General features: G+C 50.0%; 17 protein-coding genes. 13 read left to right on the plus strand and 4 right to left on the minus strand.

The annotated features are described in order from the left end of the window. Window positions 1-18: 18 nt before the first annotated feature. The 3 genes from EBB54_RS05105 to EBB54_RS05115 all read right to left on the minus strand — a co-directional run bounded on the left by EBB54_RS05105 (window position 19) and on the right by EBB54_RS05115 (window position 2767). A complete protein-coding gene (locus EBB54_RS05105; protein WP_125126614.1) occupies window positions 19-669 on the minus strand; it encodes a riboflavin synthase in 651 nt (216 codons plus the stop codon). A 93-nt stretch (window positions 670-762) separates the two neighbouring features. Next, window positions 763-1902, minus strand: coding sequence for a bifunctional diaminohydroxyphosphoribosylaminopyrimidine deaminase/5-amino-6-(5-phosphoribosylamino)uracil reductase RibD (ribD, locus tag EBB54_RS05110; protein ID WP_125126615.1), 1140 nt, complete (start codon window positions 1900-1902; stop codon window positions 763-765). Window positions 1903-2008: 106 nt separating this feature from the next. Next, window positions 2009-2767 (minus strand): riboflavin kinase, encoded by a 759-nt coding sequence (locus tag EBB54_RS05115; RefSeq protein ID WP_125126616.1) that lies wholly within the window; start codon window positions 2765-2767, stop codon window positions 2009-2011. A 391-nt stretch (window positions 2768-3158) separates the two neighbouring features. Here EBB54_RS05115 and EBB54_RS05120 point away from each other — a divergent pair, with 391 nt between their 5' ends. The 10 genes from EBB54_RS05120 to clpB all read left to right on the plus strand — a co-directional run bounded on the left by EBB54_RS05120 (window position 3159) and on the right by clpB (window position 12916). Beyond that, window positions 3159-3488, plus strand: a complete 330-nt coding sequence (locus tag EBB54_RS05120; protein ID WP_125126617.1) for a DUF6442 family protein — start codon at window positions 3159-3161, stop codon at window positions 3486-3488. Between the two features lie 118 nt (window positions 3489-3606). Then, window positions 3607-3948, plus strand: coding sequence for a DUF6442 family protein (locus tag EBB54_RS05125; protein ID WP_125126618.1), 342 nt, complete (start codon window positions 3607-3609; stop codon window positions 3946-3948). Window positions 3949-3958: 10 nt separating this feature from the next. Further along, window positions 3959-4162 carry a helix-turn-helix transcriptional regulator gene (locus EBB54_RS05130; RefSeq protein ID WP_125126619.1) on the plus strand — a complete coding sequence of 68 codons (204 nt, stop codon included), beginning with the start codon at window positions 3959-3961 and terminating at the stop codon, window positions 4160-4162. A 160-nt stretch (window positions 4163-4322) separates the two neighbouring features. Further along, on the plus strand, window positions 4323-6254 hold the full coding sequence (locus EBB54_RS05135; protein ID WP_125126620.1) for an AAA family ATPase: 1932 nt from the start codon (window positions 4323-4325) through the stop codon (window positions 6252-6254). 13 nt (window positions 6255-6267) lie between these two features. Further along, entirely contained in the window at window positions 6268-7029 is a 762-nt protein-coding gene (locus EBB54_RS05140; protein ID WP_004069156.1) for a metallophosphoesterase, read from the plus strand. Window positions 7030-7251: 222 nt separating this feature from the next. Then, window positions 7252-7893 (plus strand): MerR family transcriptional regulator, encoded by a 642-nt coding sequence (locus tag EBB54_RS05145; RefSeq protein ID WP_125126621.1) that lies wholly within the window; start codon window positions 7252-7254, stop codon window positions 7891-7893. Further along, window positions 7874-8191, plus strand: coding sequence for a YbjQ family protein (locus tag EBB54_RS05150; RefSeq protein ID WP_004069153.1), 318 nt, complete (start codon window positions 7874-7876; stop codon window positions 8189-8191). Before EBB54_RS05145 ends, EBB54_RS05150 begins: the two co-directional genes overlap by 20 nt. A 277-nt stretch (window positions 8192-8468) precedes the next feature. Next, a complete protein-coding gene (locus EBB54_RS05155) occupies window positions 8469-9152 on the plus strand; it encodes a response regulator transcription factor (RefSeq protein ID WP_125126622.1) in 684 nt (227 codons plus the stop codon). Beyond that, window positions 9149-10180 (plus strand): sensor histidine kinase, encoded by a 1032-nt coding sequence (locus EBB54_RS05160; protein ID WP_125126623.1) that lies wholly within the window; start codon window positions 9149-9151, stop codon window positions 10178-10180. Before EBB54_RS05155 ends, EBB54_RS05160 begins: the two co-directional genes overlap by 4 nt. Window positions 10181-10330: 150 nt before the next feature. After that, on the plus strand, window positions 10331-12916 hold the full coding sequence (clpB, locus tag EBB54_RS05165; RefSeq protein ID WP_125126624.1) for an ATP-dependent chaperone ClpB: 2586 nt from the start codon (window positions 10331-10333) through the stop codon (window positions 12914-12916). Window positions 12917-13060: 144 nt separating this feature from the next. On the opposite strand, the gene EBB54_RS05170 is transcribed toward clpB, so the two are convergent. Continuing rightward, a complete protein-coding gene (locus EBB54_RS05170; protein WP_125126625.1) occupies window positions 13061-13591 on the minus strand; it encodes a hypothetical protein in 531 nt (176 codons plus the stop codon). A gap of 378 nt (window positions 13592-13969) precedes the next feature. Between EBB54_RS05170 and EBB54_RS05175 the strand changes: the two genes are divergently transcribed. From EBB54_RS05175 to EBB54_RS05185, 3 genes are read left to right on the plus strand one after another with little or no spacing between them, the layout of a single operon-like run. Beyond that, window positions 13970-14518, plus strand: a complete 549-nt coding sequence (locus tag EBB54_RS05175) for a D-lyxose/D-mannose family sugar isomerase (RefSeq protein ID WP_125126626.1) — start codon at window positions 13970-13972, stop codon at window positions 14516-14518. Window positions 14519-14521: 3 nt separating this feature from the next. Next, entirely contained in the window at window positions 14522-17089 is a 2568-nt protein-coding gene (locus EBB54_RS05180; RefSeq protein WP_125126627.1) for a beta-mannosidase, read from the plus strand. A gap of 15 nt (window positions 17090-17104) precedes the next feature. Beyond that, window positions 17105-18493: an ABC transporter substrate-binding protein gene (locus EBB54_RS05185; protein ID WP_125126628.1), complete on the plus strand. Its 1389-nt coding sequence runs from the start codon at window positions 17105-17107 to the stop codon at window positions 18491-18493. Window positions 18494-18572: the final 79 nt, after the last annotated feature.

Raw genomic sequence — 18572 nt, forward strand, 5'->3', positions numbered from 1 at the left:
CATGTCCAGAGCAGGATGTCAGAATCCATGCTCCTGCAGAAATGCTTCCGTGATCCTGCTTTCCGGTTTCCGCGCGGGGGCGGAGACGGTGATCAGTTTTTGTATATATTTCCCGATTACATCATTTTCCAGATTCACCGGGTCGCCTGCTTTTTTGGACAGAAGAATCGTGCGTTCGCCGGTGTGGGGGATGAGGGAAACGGAAAAATTGTGTTCCGTCAGTTCCGCTACGGTCAGGCTGACGCCGTCGATGGCGACGGAGCCTTTTTCTACAATCAGATCCAGAATATGCCGTGGGGCGTCCACTGTGATCCAGACTGCATTTTCCTCACGCCGGGCGGCGCGTATGGTCCCGGTACCGTCGATATGTCCGGTGACGATATGCCCGCCGAACCTGCCGTCTGCGGCCATGGCCCGTTCCAGATTGACGCTGCTTCCCGGGGAGAGCATCCCCAGGTTCGTCCGGCGCAGGGTTTCCGGCATCACGTCGGCAACAAAGCCGTCCGGCAGGATTTTTGCGGCTGTCAGGCATACGCCGTTGACCGCAATGGAATCTCCCGGTCTGGTACCTTCCAGAACCCTGCCGGCCTGGAGGGAGATCTCCCCGGAGGTGCGGCTGGAAACCACATGGCGCACCTGGCCGATCTCTTCTATAATTCCTGTAAACATGGGGTTCACCTCTTTATTGCTAATCTGTTTTTACGACAAATCGCCTGTCTGCCTGTGATTCGCATATGGATGATATTTCCTGACATGGCCTTCTCATGCCCTGCTTTCCGGGTGAGGAGAAGGGACGTTAAATTCGATAAGCAGGTCGTCTCCAATGGGGGTGACTGCGGGGGAGGTCAGTCGGATTCCGTCTCCGGGCGCGGGAAATCCGAGTCCTTCTACGGGGGTTTTTGCGTCCTTCCCGCCCAGCAGCAGCGGGGCCATATAGGTGTATACCTTTTGAACCAGCCCGGCCTGGAGCATAGCTTCGTTGAGGGTGCCGCCGCCTTCCAGCAGGATGCTGTCAATCTCCATGCGCCCCAAGGCATCCATCAGGGACGGAAGATGGATACGCCCCTCTGCATCGGCAGTCTCCAGGACCGTGATGCCCATTGCCTCCAGGGCAGCCTGCTTTTGCGGGTCTTTGTGGGTATGGGCGACGATGGTCCGATACTGCCCGGCAGTGCGGCATATTCGGCTGTCCAGTGGAATCCGCAGATGGGAGTCGCAGATGATGCGGACAGGCTGGCGCGGCTTTGCAGCAGGACAGGGTCCCTCCTGCCTGTATTCGGATATCCGGCAGTTGAGCAGCGGATCGTCCGATAGCACCGTGCCGATTCCGGCCATGATCCCGGTATACCGATGGCGCAGGGTGTGGACGTGCGCCCGGGCATCGGGGCCGGTGATCCACTTGGAAGCGCCGGTGCAGGAGGCAGTCTTTCCGTCGGCGGTCATGGCGTATTTCATTGCAACATAGGGCCGTCCGGCTGTGATATAGTGGAAAAAGACCTCATTGAGCGCATCGCATTCGTTTTGCAGGAATTGTTCCGTCACGGTGATCCCGTTTCTGCGCAGAACCTCCGCGCCCCCTGCCGCTTTTGGATTGGGGTCTTGGGAGCCGATGACCACATGGGCGATTCCATTTTCCAGAATGGCGTCCGTACAGGGCGGGGTACGGCCCTGGTGGCAGCAGGGCTCCAGCGTCACATACATGACCGCTCCGGCAGGATCTTTAGTACAGCAAGCCAGGGCATTGCGCTCCGCATGGGGTTCGCCGCAGCGGCGGTGCCACCCTTCCCCGATGATGCGGCCGTCTTTTACAATGACCGCCCCCACCATGGGATTTGGACTGGTCCAGCCGAGCCCCAGCCCGGCAAGTCTGATGGCGCGGCGCATATACTGTTCCTCCGGCATCTGATCACCTCCATATATTTAGAAACTGTGCGAAAATAATCTGTTTTCCGGCATGCCTGAAAAGGGATATACTTCCCGCGGCGGTAGTATTTCTTCGGCCCGTGGTTTAACCCGCGTGAAATTTATATCCGTATCCGGCAATGGTCTTAATAAAATCAATATCCTTTGCAACGCTCCTGCATTTTTTTCGAATCTGGAAAACCGTATTTTCCACCGCGTGGCAGTACCCTCCGGAGGGCTCATGCCACACCGCTTCGTAGATCTGTTCCTTGGTATAGGTGATATCCGGGTTGGAATAGAGCATATACAGCACGTCAAATTCCTTGGTGGACAGATAGATCTCCTGCTGGTTGATGGTGGTCTGATGGTTTCTGACACTCATATGCAGCTTGGAGGAGGTCATTTGGATTCCGAAAAATTCCTGGGCTGCGATGCAGTCCATACGGATCTGATCCAGCAGCATGGACAGATTTTCGAATTTTTTCGGACAGCGGAGCTTTTTGAAAAGCCGGATTTCCATCTGCTGTCCATGGATGTCTTTGGAAAAATTCATGATCAGCGTTTCGATGGAGATTTCTTTGTTTTTGTTGACTGTGGGAGAGGTTCCGATATTCGTAACCCCGTAATAGAGCTGCCCCTCTAAAAGTACCTCGGTGACGTATACGCCTACCGGGGGCAGCGCATCCCTGGACAGAATCTGCAGGTTGGCGGTCGGCGTCCCGACCAGCTTCCCGATGCCCTGCCCATATACGATTTTACCTGAAAGGGTATATTTGCAGGGCATCCCATAATCCGGATTCCTGCGGGGCGGGCGGACTTCGTCCGGCGATGTATCATACATTGTCTGGTTGTTTATCTGAGCCATGGCTGTACCTCACATATAAAATTGACCGGCGGAAAATGTCGTTCAGGCGCGAAATTTCAGCCGTTCGGATAAAATTATAAGCTTCGATAGGGAAATTATCAATATGCAGAGGGGATTTCGGAAATTTTTCGGAAAGGTGCAGCAGACTTGAACGGATAGAGCAAGTAACATGTGATTCGACCATTGCTTTGCAGCAAGACGCAGGGCATCGCGGATAAATAGTAAAAATTCAGGCCGCGAATAGTCATTTTTTCATATCCCCGTATGCAGAAAAATACTTGACAAGAAAACTTGTCGTGCTATAATAAAAATATACAAGAAAACTTGGCAGACTGATTTTTGAATTTTGTTTGTGCCGCTGCCTTTGGCTGCAAATATGGAGGATCTGCATATGAAGAAAGAGGAAATATTGAAGAAGAGCAGGAAGGAAAACAACGGGCAGGACCTGTATGAAAAAGAGGTCATGAAAACCGGGGGAGAAGCCGGATTTTATACAGTGTGGATCTTTGCGGCAGTGTTTGCCCTGCTGCAGATGCTGCTGTGCCGTGAATGGAACTATGCCGTATTTGTTCTGGCAGGAGGATTCTCCGCGACGGTTTATACGGTGAAGGCGCGCAGGCAGAAGCAAAGCCAGGATGTGAAAAAGGCTGCGGGTTGGTGGATCTGCACGGCCCTTTGTTCCGTTCTGCACTTTTGTCAGATGTTCGGTGTGATTTCTTAAATGCGCCTTCTGTATGAAAGCTGCTGTTCATCCGCCGGCAGGCCAACGGCAGAGGGGGCAGGCGGAGCGTGCAAAAGACCTGCGGCGCAGGTGGGGTTCAAATTTTGGAGGACTGGTTATGAAGAGAGAAGAGATATTGGAAAAAGGCAGAAAGGAAAACGCGGGGCAGGATTTATATGAAAAGGAGATCGTGAGAGAAGGCGGCGAAGTCGGAATTTATGTGGTGCTTATCATGGCTTTAGTTCTATTTCTGATCGAAATGTATGTGAATGACAGGGCAAGATACGAACTGTGGGCGATGTTTTACAGCCTGATGGCGGCGGGATATACGGTAAGGCTAAAAGCAAGCCGGAAGAAGCGCTGGCAGGAAATTCTGCCGGCGGCCGCGGGCTGGGGGGCGGTTCTGCTAGAGGCTGCGATGTATTTCCGGAACCTGCTTGGCGCCGCAGCAATGCTGTAGGAGAACGGATATGGAATTAATACTGAAAAATCATCTGAAAGAAGTCCGGACCGAAAAAAAACTGTCCCAGGCAAAGCTGGCGCAGATGGTCGGCGTCTCACGCAATACGATCAGCTCGATCGAAACCGGCCAGTTTAATCCGACCGCAAAGCTGGCGCTGATTCTGTGTATTGCGCTGGACAAAAAGTTTGAAGAGCTGTTTTACTTTGAGTGACAATTCGAAACGGTCAGAAATAGCGCATCACTGTAAAAGCATGCCGCAGGGATATTTTGTATGCGGGAGTCGGAAAAGTTTCGAAAAGAAACATAAGAAATAGTTGCTTTTTGAAACTTCTTGGGTTATAATGAATAAAAAGGAAAGAAGTGGTGCGGAAATGAAAACAAAATTTCATGAATATCTGACAATGTTTCGGAAGCGGAAAGGGTTTACACAGGCACAGATGGCTGAGAAGCTGGAGATTTCCCGCTCCACCTATACGAATTATGAGTCGGGGAACCGTTCGCCGGATCTGGATGGTCTGGAGCGGATCAGCGAGATCCTGGACTGCTCCCTGGACGAGCTGTTCGGAAGGCCGCTCCTGTGGCATGCCAACAGGATCAGTGAAGGGGCGGCCCCCTATCATGTCCATGTGAAGGCGCCCCAGAGGGGACCGGGCAGAAGGCTTGCGATCGGCACCCAGGATTTCCGCAAGCTGCGGGAGCGGAAGGCATATTATGTAGATAAGACACAGATGGTAGAGGAGTTTCTCGAATCCTGGTATGAGGTGACGCTGATCACCAGGCCGAGACGTTTCGGGAAGACACTGAATATGTCCATGCTTGCGGAATTTCTGGATTGTACGAAGGACTCTGCGGATCTGTTTGCAGGCACCAGGGTCAGCGGCAGCTATGTGATGGAGGAGATGAACCGGCATCCGGTGATCTTCCTTTCCTTCCTGAACGTAAAGGGCGGCAGTGCGGAGAGGATGCTGGACGAATTACGGATTACCCTGAAGCGGGAATACGAGAGATACCTCTCCATCGTGAATGACGGCTCTCTGCCGGCCGTACACAAAAGCATGTTTGACAGCAATTATGAACGCCTCTGCAAAGCCGGCAGTGAGGAAGAGAAGAAAGGCTGCATCAGCCGTGCGATTTCCGAATTATGCCAGGTGCTGGAAGCATATTACGGCAGGAAAGTGTACCTTCTCCTGGACGAATACGATACCCCGTTCATTGCTGCCAACGCAAAGGGATATTACGGTGAGATGCGGGATTTCCTAGCAGAGATGCTGACCTCCTCGCTGAAAGGAAATCCGTCCCTGGAAAGGGCGCTCCTGACAGGAATCCAGCGAGTGGCAAAGGAAAATATTTTTTCGGATCTCAACAATCTGATCGTCTGTACGGTAAAAGATCCAGAATATTCGGACTGCTTCGGCTTCACGGAAGAGGAGACGCAGCGGCTTCTGGACTACTGCGGAGTGGACTTTACTGAGGAGGTCAGGTCCATGTATGACGGATATCAGTTCGGGACGGCAGACGTCTATAACCCGTGGTCCGTTTCCTGCTATGCGGCGAGGAAGGAGCTGGAGCCTTACTGGGTGAATACCAGTGAGAACAGCATCATTAAAAATGCGTTCGAACAGAGAGGAGAGTCCTTTGCTGCAAAATACAACGAACTGATCGAGAAGGGGGCGGTGGACGCCAGGGTGGAGCTGTCTGTGTCCTACTATGAGGAGCCGGATGACGCGTCGCTCTGGGGGCTTCTGCTCAATGCCGGGATGATTACCATCCAGGAAGAAATGGGAGACAAAAACTGCAGGCTCCGTATCCCGAATTACGAGGTACGGGAAGCCTTTCAGGGGCTGACTGCCTTCTATCTGAAGCTGGAGGACGGCTATATATCCGATATGCTGAGCTGTCTGCGGACAGAGGCCATGGAGAAGTTTGCCGAGCAGTACCAGCGCATCCTGCTGCGGCTTCCGTCGTATTACGATCTGAAAAGCGAGAACAGCTACCATATGATGATGCTGGGGATGTGCGCCTTTATGTACCGGTATTATGACGTGAAAAGCAACCGGGAGGGAGGCATCGGGAGAAGCGATATTCTGCTCTACGCAAAGAAAAGGCCGCTGCCCCATATGATCCTGGAGTTTAAGTACACAAAGGATGAGGGTGAGGATCTGGAGATGCTTGCGTTAGAAGCCATCGGCCAGATCAAAGATAAAAAATACGACGCGGAGATGACAGGCGTTGTGTATTACATCGGACTTGCGCATTTCGGAAAAGCCGCGCAGGTGAAGTGGGAAAAACGAGTAATAAACTGACAAGGAGAATGCCATGAGCCTTTACGCGATCGGGGATCTTCACCTGTCCTTTTCCGTCGATAAACCGATGGATGTTTTCGGCAGAGTCTGGAAGAACCATGAAAAGAAGATCTGGAAATACTGGAACAAGCGGGTGACGGACCGGGATACGGTGGTGGTCACCGGGGATCATTCCTGGGGAAGGAACCTGGAGCAGAGCAGGAAGGATCTGGAGTTTATCGCGGAGCTGCCTGGAAGGAAGATCCTGCTCCGGGGGAATCACGACATGTTCTGGGATGCCAAAAAGACGCAGCGGCTGAACGAAGCATTCCGGGGCAGGCTGGAATTTTTGCAGAACAACTGGTTTGCCTATGAAGATTATGCGCTGGTCGGGACGAAGGGGTACTGCTACGAGGGTCTGGATACCTATGAACATTTTGAAAAGATCAGAGACCGGGAACTGGAACGTTTGAGAATTTCCTTTGAGGCGGCCCGTATGTCGGGAATCAGTGGGGAAAAAGCAGGTATTTCTCCTGCCTTTGGATCGGAGGAGATCCGCCCGGCAGGAAACAGGAAGTACATCATGTTTCTGCATTACCCGCCTACCAGCATCGGGGAAGCGTCAAGCCCCTTTACCAGGATGGCGGAAGCCTACGGGGCCGCAAAGGTGGTCTATTCCCATTGTCATGGAAAGGCGAGATTTGACGACAGCTTTAAGGGCTATGTGAACGGGATTGAGTATAAGCTTGTTTCCGGCGACTATCTCAATTTCAAACCGGAATTGATTTTGGAATAGTAACACAAAAAATAGAAAAAATAAAAAAACACTTGACTTTCCACCTTGTGGAAGCTGTATAAATCAGATATAGCCTTTCAAAAACATCTTGATTTCTCTGGATTTCAAAGGATTTTGAGAGACTGTATCGGAGTGGGAGCGGAAAATACCTGTACCCGTTGCCGGGCCGGTTTTTCCGGGAACATTCCAAAAGACACGAAGGGTATGATGAGGAGCTGAGACATGAAGATCAAGCAGGTTGAAGAGTTGGTTGGCATCACAAAAAAGAATATCCGGTTTTATGAGGACCAGGGGCTTCTGGAAGTGAAGCGTGCGGACAACGGATACCGGGAATATGGACTGGAGGATGTAAAACGTCTGCAGGAGATCAGGCTGCTGAGGAAGCTGGCCATTCCCATTGAAGATATGCGGCAGATGTACGGCGGAGAAAAAAGCCTGAGAAGCTGTCTGGAATTTCAGATGGGAGAGATGGAACGCCAAAAAAAGAATCTCCGGCAGATTCAGGCATTCTGCGAAGAACTTCTGAATGCGGATATTTCATTGGAGACGCTCAACGCGCCCCAGTGTCTGGAACAAATGGAACGTCTGGAAAAGGAGGGAACAAATTTTATGGATATTAGAAAAACAGATGTTCATAAGAAGAAAATCATGGGTGCAGCCCTTGGCGGCGGGATTATGATCGTGTTTATGGCTGCGATGATCGGATTCATGGTTTGGGGCTGTATGGAGGATCCGGTTCCAATCGGGGTAATGCTGTTTATGATTGGGATACCGGCGGCAGTGATCATTGGCGTGATTGCGGCAATGATCGGAAGAGTAAGAGAAATCGAAGGAGGAGAAGAGGATGAAGCTTCTAAGTATTGAATATATTCCGGGTGTGGAAATTGAGGCATTGGATATGGTAAAAGGAACGGTTGTGCAGTCAAAGAATTTCGGAAAGGATTTCATGGCCGGAATGAAAACACTGGTCGGCGGAGAGATCGTAGGGTATACGGAAATGCTCAACGAGGCGCGGCAGATTGCGGTCAAGAGAATGGTGGATGAGGCGAAAGCACTCGGCGCGGATGCGGTGATCGGGGTAAAATACGGTTCCTCACAGATCATGCAGGGCGCGGCGGAAGTGGTGGCCTACGGAACTGCCGTAAAATATATCAACAAGTAGTAAAAAAATCTGTATGAAGCAGGCTGCTGTTTTCATGAAAAAAAGCTTGGCCGTGCAGACGTTCCACACAGGGGAAGGTCTGCACGGCCTTAAAAATGTCCAGCAGGATGAATAGGCTGGATGCTGTTGCCGGAGTATCCAAAAGGTGTGATCAGCAATATATTTTTGAGGGAGGTCGGCAGTTTTTCGGCTGTTCCGTGTTGAGAAAAGGATGCAGGTCATGTATAATGGCAGAAGGGAAAATGTGACGAAAAATGACTGTGAAAGGTTTCGATAGATGATGAAAAAAATTCTGATCGTGGAAGATGACAGAGGGCTGAACGACGGCCTTGTATATGACCTGCAGGAGGAAGGTTACGAGGTCTGTTCCGCTCTGACAGCCTCGCTGGCCCTGGAGCTGTTCAGGATGCAGGAAATGGATCTGGTGCTGATGGACATCAACCTGCCGGACAGCGACGGATTTACGCTCTGCAGCCGGATGAAAAAGAGAAAGGATGTGCCGGTCATTTTCCTGACCGCCCGCGACCTGGAGCAGGATGAAATGCGGGGGTTTGACTGCGGCGCGGACGATTATATTACAAAACCGTTCAGCATGGTGCTGCTTCACAAACGGATTCGGGCCGTATTGAAGCGTGCCGGCGGTAATCAGGAGCAGAAGGTCTATTCGGACGGATATCTGACGGCAGATTTTGATACGGCAAATGTGTCGCTGGACGGGAAAGCTCTGCCCCTGACCCCTACGGAATATAAGCTGATGAAGCTGTTTATAGACCACCGGGGAACGGTTTTGACGCGGCAGATGATCCTGGAACGGCTGTGGGATGTCAACGGAAACTTTGTCGATGAACACGCATTGACGGTCAATATCGGAAGGCTGCGCGGAAAAATCGAGAAGGACGGGCACAAATATATCAAGACCATATATGGGATGGGATATATGTGGGAGGGAGAGCGCGGATGAGAAGGGGATTCGTTTCAAAGCAGTATTCATTTCGAAGAGAGAACCGCTGCGCACTTTGCATTTGCGTTCTGATGCTGCTGTCAATTCCGGTTCTTATGTTTTTTCAGCTTGATTGGGCTGCCTATGTGGTTCTCGGGATAGGCGGATTTGCGTTTTATCTGCTGTTTCAGGCATACCAGCGCAAGGTGACAGACTTTTTTGACCAGGTCAATGAAGGAATGGATCAGATGCTTTCCATGGGAAGTGATGTTTTTCTCCCGGAAGTGGAGGATCACGAGAATGTATTTTCCCGATTTGTTTCGAAGCTGTCAAGGCTCTATGGGGCCATGCGTGTTGCCGAAGAGAATGCCGACGAGGAAAAACGTGTGATGCAGGGGATGATCGCAGACCTTTCTCATCAGATCAAGACTCCTGTAGCCAATATCAAGATGGATCTGGAACTGCTCTCCAAAAGACAGATGTCTCCCAAAAGGCAGCAGGAATTTTTGGGACGGACACTGCATGAGGCAGATAAGATGGATTTTCTGATCCAGTCCATTATTAAGATGAGCCGGCTGGAAAGCGGTGCGATCCAGATACTCCCTGAGCAGGCCGACCTGGCGCGAACCCTGGCAAATGCGCTGCTGAGCGTGAGCGCTGGGGCAAGCCAGAAGGAGATCGGGATCACCGTGGACTGTCCTCAGCCGCTGATCGTCCGGCATGATCCGAAGTGGACGGAAGAGGCCCTTTTCAACCTTCTGGACAATGCGGTAAAGTATTCTGCGCAGGCGGAAACCATAGAAATCCGTGTGGAAATGCGTGAGGCCGGGGTATATCTTTTGATCACGGATCACGGGATGGGGATTCCGGAAGAATGGCAGGGGGCAGTCTTTTCCAAATTTTTCCGCGCGCCCTCTGTCCACAATCTGCCGGGAGCCGGCGTGGGGCTTTATTTGACCCGCCAGATTCTGGAAGCGCAGGGGTGCTATGTGACGGTAAAGTCGGCTGTGGGGGAAGGGAGTACGTTTTCGGTACAATTTTTGGGCTGAATTTTAGATAGAGGCTTTATAAAATTTTTATTTTTGAATTAGCACTCACTGGTTGACAGTGCTAATAATGCGTGTTATTGTTATATTGTCAGTAGAACAACACAACAAAAATTAAGAGTACTTCTGGAAAATAGACGAGGAGGTTTTGGTATGAATATAAATAAATTTACGCAAAATTCCATGCAGGCCGTGCAGGCTTGTGAGAAATTGGCTTACGATTATGGAAATCAGGAGATCGCCCAGGAGCATCTGCTGTATGGGCTGATCACGCAGGACGACAGCCTGATTTTAAAATTACTGGAAAAGATGGGATTCCAGGCATCCTATGTCGTGAACCGGGTGGAGGAGATGCTTTCAAAGCGCCCCAAGGTACAGGGTGGCAAGGTTTTTGTCGGGCAGGATCTGAACAATGTCCTGATCCACGCGGAGGATGAGGCCGCGCAGATGGGGGACGAATATGTCTCCGTGGAGCACCTTTTCCTTGCGCTTCTGAAGTATGCCGGACGGGAGATGAAAGCGTTTTTGAAGGAAATGGGTATCAGCCGGGAAGGATTTCTGCAGGCGCTGTCTTCCGTCCGGGGCAACCAGAGGGTGACCAGCGACAACCCGGAGGCGACTTATGACACGCTGAACAAGTACGGACAGGATCTGGTGGAGCGTGCCCGGGATCAGAAGCTGGATCCGGTCATCGGCCGTGATGAGGAGATCCGGAACGTGGTGCGTATCCTGTCCAGAAAGACGAAGAACAATCCGGTGCTGATCGGGGAGCCGGGGGTCGGCAAGACGGCCGTGGTGGAAGGGCTTGCCCAGAGGATCGTAAAGGGAGACGTGCCGGAAGGGCTGAAAGAAAAGACTATTTTCTCACTGGATATGGGCGCGCTGGTTGCCGGCGCAAAATACCGGGGAGAATTTGAAGAACGTCTGAAAGCCGTTCTGGAGGAAGTGAAGAACAGTGACGGCAGGATCATCCTGTTTATTGATGAGCTGCATACCATTGTAGGCGCAGGCAAGACAGACGGCGCCATGGATGCGGGAAATATGCTAAAGCCCATGCTGGCCCGGGGGGAGCTGCACTGCATCGGCGCCACCACGCTGGACGAGTACCGCCAGTACATCGAGAAGGACGCGGCGCTGGAGCGGCGGTTCCAGCCGGTACTGGTAGAGGAACCGACGGTGGAGGACGCGATTTCCATCCTCCGCGGACTGAAAGAGCGATATGAAGTGTTCCACGGCGTGAAGATTACGGACAGCGCCCTGGTGGCGGCGGCCATGCTGTCCGATCGGTATATTTCCGACCGGTTCCTGCCGGATAAGGCCATCGATCTGGTGGACGAAGCCTGTGCGCTGATCAAAACGGAGCTGGATTCCATGCCCACAGAGCTGGATGAACTGAGCCGCCGGGTGATGCAGTTGGAGATTGAAGAGGAAGCGCTGAAAAAAGAGGACGACCGTCTGAGCCAGGAGCGTCTTGTCCATCTGCAGGAGGAACTGGCCGAACTGCGGGAAGAATTTTCCGGCAAAAAAGCCCAGTGGGATAATGAAAAATCCTCCGTGGAGAGAGTGCAGAAGATCCGGGAGGAGATCGAGCAGGTCAACAAGGAGATACAGAAGGCGCAGCAGGACTATGACCTGAACAAAGCGGCGGAGCTCCAGTACGGGCGTCTCCCTCAGCTGAAAAAGCAGTTGGAGACCGAAGAGGAGCGGGTCAGGGAGAAGGAGCTTTCACTGGTTCATGAGGCTGTGACGGATGAGGAGATCGCCAGGATCATTTCCCGGTGGACGGGAATCCCGGTGGCGAAGCTGAACGAGAGCGAGCGCAGCAAGACTCTGCATCTGGGGGACGAGCTGCATAAGCGGGTGATCGGGCAGGAACAGGGCGTGGAGCTTGTGACAGAGGCCATCATCCGCTCCAAGGCCGGCATCAAGGACCCGTCTAAGCCCATCGGGTCGTTTCTGTTCCTGGGGCCTACCGGCGTGGGCAAGACGGAACTGGCAAAGGCGCTGGCGCAGAGCCTGTTTGACGATGAAAACAATATGGTTCGGATTGATATGAGCGAATATATGGAGAAGTATTCGGTATCCCGCCTGATCGGAGCGCCTCCGGGATATGTGGGATACGACGAGGGCGGCCAGCTTACCGAAGCAGTCCGCAGGAAGCCTTATTCCGTGGTGCTTTTTGATGAAGTGGAAAAAGCGCATCCGGACGTGTTCAACGTACTTCTGCAGGTGCTGGACGATGGACGGATCACCGATTCCCAGGGGCGGACGGTGGACTTTAAGAATACCATCCTGATCATGACCTCCAACATCGGTGCCCATTTCCTGCTGGAGGGCATCCAGGGAGACGGTACGCTGACAGAGGAAAGCCAGTCCATGGTGATGAACGAACTGCGCGGGCATTTCCGGCCTGAATTTCTGAACCGGCTGGACGAGATCATCATGTTTAAGCCGCTGACAAAATCCAATATCAGCGGGATCATTGACCTGTTGGTGGCGGATGTCAACAAGCGGCTGGAAGAGAAGGAACTGTCCATCGAGCTGACGGAAAGCGCCAAAGGCTTTGTGGTGGAAGGTGGTTACGATCCCATGTACGGCGCGCGGCCGCTGAAGAGGTACCTTCAGAAACACGTGGAGACATTGGCCGCGAAGCTGATCCTGGCAGGAAATGTGGGCCGGGGCGACAGGATCGTGATTGATGCGGCGGACGGAAAGCTGGAAGGGCGGTGCTCCCATTGAGGTGCAGGTTTCTGTAATGATCAGTATAAGAGAATAAAGAGGCTGCAGTTCGCCGGCATCAGACCGGCGGACTGCAGCAAGAAGTGCGTTTTCGTTGTCATCAGACAGCAGACGCGCTTTTTTATTTTCCGCGAAGCGCTGTATTCAGGCTCCATGGCCTGGTTCCATGCGGCGGCCATCCGGATCAGAAGCGGAAAATAAAGCAATCGCTGTGATGCCTGTATGGCCGGAACAGTGGATGTATTCCCAGCCTTTTTCACGGTGTTCCAGTATATATTTCCTAAAGCTTGTGGATTCGAAAGTCTTTACATAGGCAGCCTTGTAAAAATGACTATCTTCCGTCAACCTCAGTTTAAACAGGGACAGGCCCGGACGGGCCTTCTCGCAGATCCAGCCTTCATTTCCCCACGCATTCAGCTTTTCTTCCAGCCCTGCAAGGCTGCAGTAGCCAATGCAGAACCAGGCGCCGGATGTTCCTCTTTCCGCCTGCCGATATGCGTAAAAAGAGACCGAATATACAGCGGTGAATATCACCGCCAGACTGATCAGCAGCATGTACAGCGGAATATGGAAACGTCCCGGTACAGGCAGGATCTCACATACGGCCAAAGCGCATACGGTGAAGAAAAGGGCGGTCTTGAAAGCTTCTTTACATGCGATTTCATTTTGTTTCATAAAATAAAAATCCTCCTTCTTTTTTCAGCGATAAGATCATTATAAAGGATGTGTGAAAAAAGAGGGGAGGATTGCCTGAAATGTCCTTTATACTGCTTGAAACACTTTGGCAGTGGGTGTGCTGGATTCTTTTTGGGGTCTATAATCAATTGTTATAAATAATAATTGTGTCAAATGACACAAAAAGGAAAATTATGAAAAAATTGGAAATGTTGTAAATGTAGAAATTTGTAAAGTTTTATTGTATATTATGCACAATTGACTAGAGAAAAGAAATGTGATACTGTTTAAATACAAACAATATATTGTTGGAATGCATGCTGATAGAAACAAGAAACAAAAAATTAAAAGTGTCATATGACACAGAAGGGAAATCCTATGAAACGAAGTGAATATAACAAAATTAAACAAGAAGGGCTGGAACTGATGCGCAAGAGCGGGCTGTATCTTACGCCGGATGAAGAAGAGAGAATGGAAGTGACGGATTTTGGTTTAAATGATCCGTATCATGAAGGGCTCATGCTTCATGTCTATGTGAATACAAAGAGATGCTGTGCGAAAGAATTGCCAATGCTGCCCGGACAGATCTGTGCGGAACACAGACATCCGCCATTGAGTCCGGAGAACCCAGGAAAAGAGGAGACATTCCGCTGCAGATACGGAGAAGTATATATTCATGTTCCGGGTGAGCCTACTTTGAATCCCAAGGCGAAGATTCCGGCAGGAAAAGAAGATGTGTATACGGTATGGCATGAGATTGTTCTGAAAAAAGGAGAACAGTATACTCTGGCTCCAAATACGAAGCACTGGTTCCAGGCAGGCCCGGAGGGTGCGGTTGTTTCAGAATTTTCATCATACAGCGATGACGGAACAGATGTGTATACAGACCCTGCCATTACCAGATTCACCACGATAGAAGAGGACTGATCAGTGATAAGATGTAAATTAGGCGGCGCTTCCTGGAAGTTCCGCGCGTGCGGAGATGAAAAGTGGTATAAAGCCTGTGTTCCGGGAACACTGTTTTTAGATATGATGCAAAATGGCATTATAGAAAATCCCTATTATCGTTTTAATGAGAGGCAGTTCGCCGAATTGGCGAAAAGGGATTATGAATACAGAAGCGTATTTTGTGTAGATGAAAAAATAAAAAAGAAAGAGAATCAGGTTCTGGTATTTGAAGGGCTTGATACGATTACATCTATCTTTTTGAACGGGGAGAAAATAGCGGACACAGATAATATGCACCGTACATATCGTTTTGAAGTGGGGAGGCTGCTGAAACAGGGCGAAAACGAAATACATATCCTTTTTTATTCGCCTGTAAAGTATATAGAAGAACAGCATAAAGCGCATCCGCTTCCGGAGTTTAATACGGCAAGTCCCCACGGATTTTCCCAGATCCGAAAGATTCATAGTTCCTTTGGATGGGATGCGGAGCCTGTTGTCCCGGATTCGGGGATCTGGAGAGACGTATATCTGGAAGCTTATGACCAGGTGAAGCTGGATCATATATATGTGCGCCAGCGGCATCAGGATAAAAAAGTCTGGCTGGACGCGGAGGTGTATCTGGATCAATATACCCAAAGGCCATCTTTGAGTATATGCCCTTCTAAAACAGGAGCATTATCCGGAAAGTCTCCCTCTGAAGAATACCGGGTTCATATGCGGCTGGAGGACCCGGACGGTATCTTGAAAGCAGAGGGGAATGTAAGCATTGCCGATGGGAGAGGGATCTGGAATATCGCGGTTGATGATCCTCAGCTTTGGTGGCCAAACGGTTACGGAGAGCAGACATTATATAAATTGTCGGCAGCATTGGTGCAGGAATTGGAAGAGGGAGAGGCAGAAGACCGGACAGAGATACAGATCGGCCTTAGAAAAGCAGAAGTCAGAAAAGAACCGGACAGATGGGGAGAATCATTCGCATTTTATATCAATGATGTTCCGGTTTACGCAAAAGGCGGATGCTATACACCGCCAGATAAGTTTTTGACACTCTGCAGAGGGAAGAGGCATGAAGACCTGATTCGATATTGTGCGCAGGCAAATTTCAACTGTATTCGTGTCTGGGGCGGCGCTGTATTTCCGGATGATGAGTTTTATGACTTGTGTGACAGATATGGAATATTGGTATGGCAGGATCTGATGTTCGCATGTGCCCTGTACCATGTGACGGATGCATTTGTTGATAATATCAGTGCGGAAACCAGGGATAATGTCATACGGCTGAGAAATCATCCTTCCTTGATGCTCTGGTGCGGAAGCAATGAAAATGAGTGGTTTCATGATTTTGAACATGAACTGGAAGGGCTTACATATGAACTGCGCATGGATAATCTGAGACAATATGAAGTTCATTTGAAAGAGGTGGTCAGAAAGTATGATCCGGACCGGCTGTATTGGCCAAGCTCCCCTTCCAGCGGCGGCGGATATAAAGATCCGAACGGATATGAAAAAGGCGATGTGCACTGCTGGTATGTCTGGTATCTGCCTGCCAAGCCATATACATTTTACAGGGAGTGCAAAGCCAGGTTCGTAAGCGAATTTGGACTGGAATCGTTTCAGAGCATAAAGACGCTTTGCCATTATATGGAACCGGAAGATATGAGTCCAAATTCTGAAGTGATGGACTTTATGCAAAGATGCAGCGATAACCACTGCAACATGGGAAACGGCAAGATTATGAGCTATATTTTTCAGGAGGTCAGGCCGCCTGAAAATTTCAGGGAGTATGTATATGCCTCGCAATATGCCCAGGCAGAAGGGATTAAATATGGAGCCTGTCATTTTCGAAGAATGAAGCCCAGATGTATGGGAAGCCTTTACTGGCAGATCGTTGATTGTTTTCCTGGGACGACCTGGTCGGGGATCGACTATGAATATCGCTGGAAAATCCTTCATTATTATGCAAAAAGATTTTATCAGAATACAATGATCAGTGCATCTGAGCATGAAAAAATGATAGATCTGTATGTTGTACATGACGGTCAGGAAGGATTTGATGCAAAGGTTCAATGGGCGTTGAGGAAGAATGACGGGATATGTATAAAATGTGATGAGAAAGAAGTCTTTGTAAAAGGGGACAGTTCAGAGTTGGTGCGGACACTTGATTTTTCAGACAGTATCAATGAAGAGAGCAAAACGGAATGTTATCTGGAGTTTCAGATCACCGACTGCAAGGGAATGACGATCAGCAGCGATACGCATCTGTTTGTAAAACCGAAGCATTTTCAGTTTCTTGCCCCGCAACTGTCCTGGCATGTCAAAGAGGAAGGAGAGGAATTTCAGATAGAGCTGCAGACGGATGTGTATACAAAATGCATCTTCCTGGATTTGGAAAAAGCGGACGCAATTTTTTCGGACAATTGTTTTGATCTGTCGCCAGGGCAGAAAAAGACAGTGTGTATCAGGAAAGGCGAGATGAGCAGCGTGATATCAAAAGAAGAACTGGAAAGAGAGCTATGCTGTCAATGTTTGAATACCCTTGGAAAAGGGTGATGATGGAGGAAAATTATGAAGAAAAAAATTTCTGTGATTATGTCATTATTATTGGTTTGTTCCATGCTGGGAGCATGTGGTTCAGACCAAGCGGAAGACAATAAAACGAATGATACAGAGCAGACAGAAAATCAGGAAAGCGAAGCAGCAGATCCGGAAGCGGATGGGGAATTTACAGAAGAGGTTACGCTGGATGTGGCAATGATGTGGTCTCTTGACAGTACCACAGATGCGAAATCCTATGCGCTGAATCGTGCAATCGAACGGCTGGAAAAGGATTATCCGAATATTACGATCAACTATGACGGATCGGTACATGATGACTATCAGACGATCATGATGACCTATGCGGCAGCGGACACGCTTCCGGATGTGTTTAATGTAAAAGGTTCGTGGATACCCGGAATGGTTGAAAACGGTCAGTTGGGAACGATAGATGAATTTCTGGAACAGGACAAAGAATGGGGAGACGGCTTCAGTGAAGATATGCTGTTTGATATGAAATACGACGGCCATTATTATGGAGCTCCGTTTCAGGATCTATGCTGTTCTCTGATCGTATATAACAAAGAAATCTACGATTCGGTTGGTTATGACCATTTCCCGGAAGACTGGGATGAATTGCTGGACTGCTTTACAAAGCTGAAGGATGCGGGATATGTACCTCTGGGAATGGGAAACAGCGGACAATGGGTTGCAAATTCCTGTATGTTTGGCGCATTCGGTGATCGGGGCGCCGGAAACAGCTGGTATGACGATATCATGAATGGGACGGGAGACGGTTTCCTGGATGAGAATATGCTGCTCGGTGTAGAAAAAATGGCTGAGCTTGCGGAGAAAGGATTCATGAATTCCAACATGAACAGCATCGACCAGTTTGAGGTGATGCCGCCGTATATCAACGAAGAATATGCATCCTATGTGGACGGCTCCTGGACATTTGGAACTCTCATCGCAACGGCGGGAGACGACCAGAGTATTGTGGAAAAGTCAGGCGTGGCTGTATTTCCGACATTTGACGGCGCAAAGGGAGAATATCCGGCAACACCCGGCGGTTCTGCATGGGGACAGGCATACAATGCGAACCTGACAGGTGCCAAAAAAGAAGCTGCACGCATTTTCATCCAGTATATTTCGGATGAACAATGGTGCCTTGACCTTGCAGAAAAAGGAGATTTTGGAGGGCAGAGCGTAGAGTATGACTATGGTCAGACTTCTCCGATCCTGGATGCATATGTAAGCTTAAAAGAAAGCGCTGCAAAGACACCGCAGTATGACTGCCATTTTGATACATCTGTAATTGACGCGATGAATACAGGGTTCCAGGAATTGCTTTTAGGAGAAATTGATGCAAAGGAATGGGGAAAACGCGTTCAGGAAGAATATGAGATGACTCTGGAATAACAGGATGGGCTGTTGTTTAGCGCAACAGCCCATTTGCTTACTTCGATGCTTGAAAGAAAGGCAGGTGTATCGTTTTGGA

Source organism: Schaedlerella arabinosiphila, assembly GCF_003885045.1.
Classification (GTDB): Bacteria; Bacillota; Clostridia; order Lachnospirales; family Lachnospiraceae; genus Schaedlerella; species Schaedlerella arabinosiphila.

Bases quoted from the DNA above. Each gene is read 5' to 3' on its own strand.
- EBB54_RS05160 (WP_125126623.1), top strand. From the start codon at position 9,149: ATGAGAAGGGGATTCGTTTCAAAGCAGTATTCATTTCGAAGAGAGAAC.
- EBB54_RS05170 (WP_125126625.1), bottom strand. From the start codon at position 13,591: ATGAAACAAAATGAAATCGCATGTAAAGAAGCTTTCAAGACCGCCCTT.
- EBB54_RS05185 (WP_125126628.1), top strand. From the start codon at position 17,105: ATGAAGAAAAAAATTTCTGTGATTATGTCATTATTATTGGTTTGTTCC.
- clpB (WP_125126624.1), top strand. From the start codon at position 10,331: ATGAATATAAATAAATTTACGCAAAATTCCATGCAGGCCGTGCAGGCT.
- EBB54_RS05140 (WP_004069156.1), top strand. From the start codon at position 6,268: ATGAGCCTTTACGCGATCGGGGATCTTCACCTGTCCTTTTCCGTCGAT.
- EBB54_RS05120 (WP_125126617.1), top strand. From the start codon at position 3,159: ATGAAGAAAGAGGAAATATTGAAGAAGAGCAGGAAGGAAAACAACGGG.
- EBB54_RS05155 (WP_125126622.1), top strand. From the start codon at position 8,469: ATGATGAAAAAAATTCTGATCGTGGAAGATGACAGAGGGCTGAACGAC.
- EBB54_RS05175 (WP_125126626.1), top strand. From the start codon at position 13,970: ATGAAACGAAGTGAATATAACAAAATTAAACAAGAAGGGCTGGAACTG.
- EBB54_RS05150 (WP_004069153.1), top strand. From the start codon at position 7,874: ATGAAGCTTCTAAGTATTGAATATATTCCGGGTGTGGAAATTGAGGCA.
- EBB54_RS05125 (WP_125126618.1), top strand. From the start codon at position 3,607: ATGAAGAGAGAAGAGATATTGGAAAAAGGCAGAAAGGAAAACGCGGGG.
- EBB54_RS05145 (WP_125126621.1), top strand. From the start codon at position 7,252: ATGAAGATCAAGCAGGTTGAAGAGTTGGTTGGCATCACAAAAAAGAAT.
- EBB54_RS05130 (WP_125126619.1), top strand. From the start codon at position 3,959: ATGGAATTAATACTGAAAAATCATCTGAAAGAAGTCCGGACCGAAAAA.
- ribD (WP_125126615.1), bottom strand. From the start codon at position 1,902: ATGCCGGAGGAACAGTATATGCGCCGCGCCATCAGACTTGCCGGGCTG.
- EBB54_RS05105 (WP_125126614.1), bottom strand. From the start codon at position 669: ATGTTTACAGGAATTATAGAAGAGATCGGCCAGGTGCGCCATGTGGTT.
- EBB54_RS05115 (WP_125126616.1), bottom strand. From the start codon at position 2,767: ATGGCTCAGATAAACAACCAGACAATGTATGATACATCGCCGGACGAA.
- EBB54_RS05135 (WP_125126620.1), top strand. From the start codon at position 4,323: ATGAAAACAAAATTTCATGAATATCTGACAATGTTTCGGAAGCGGAAA.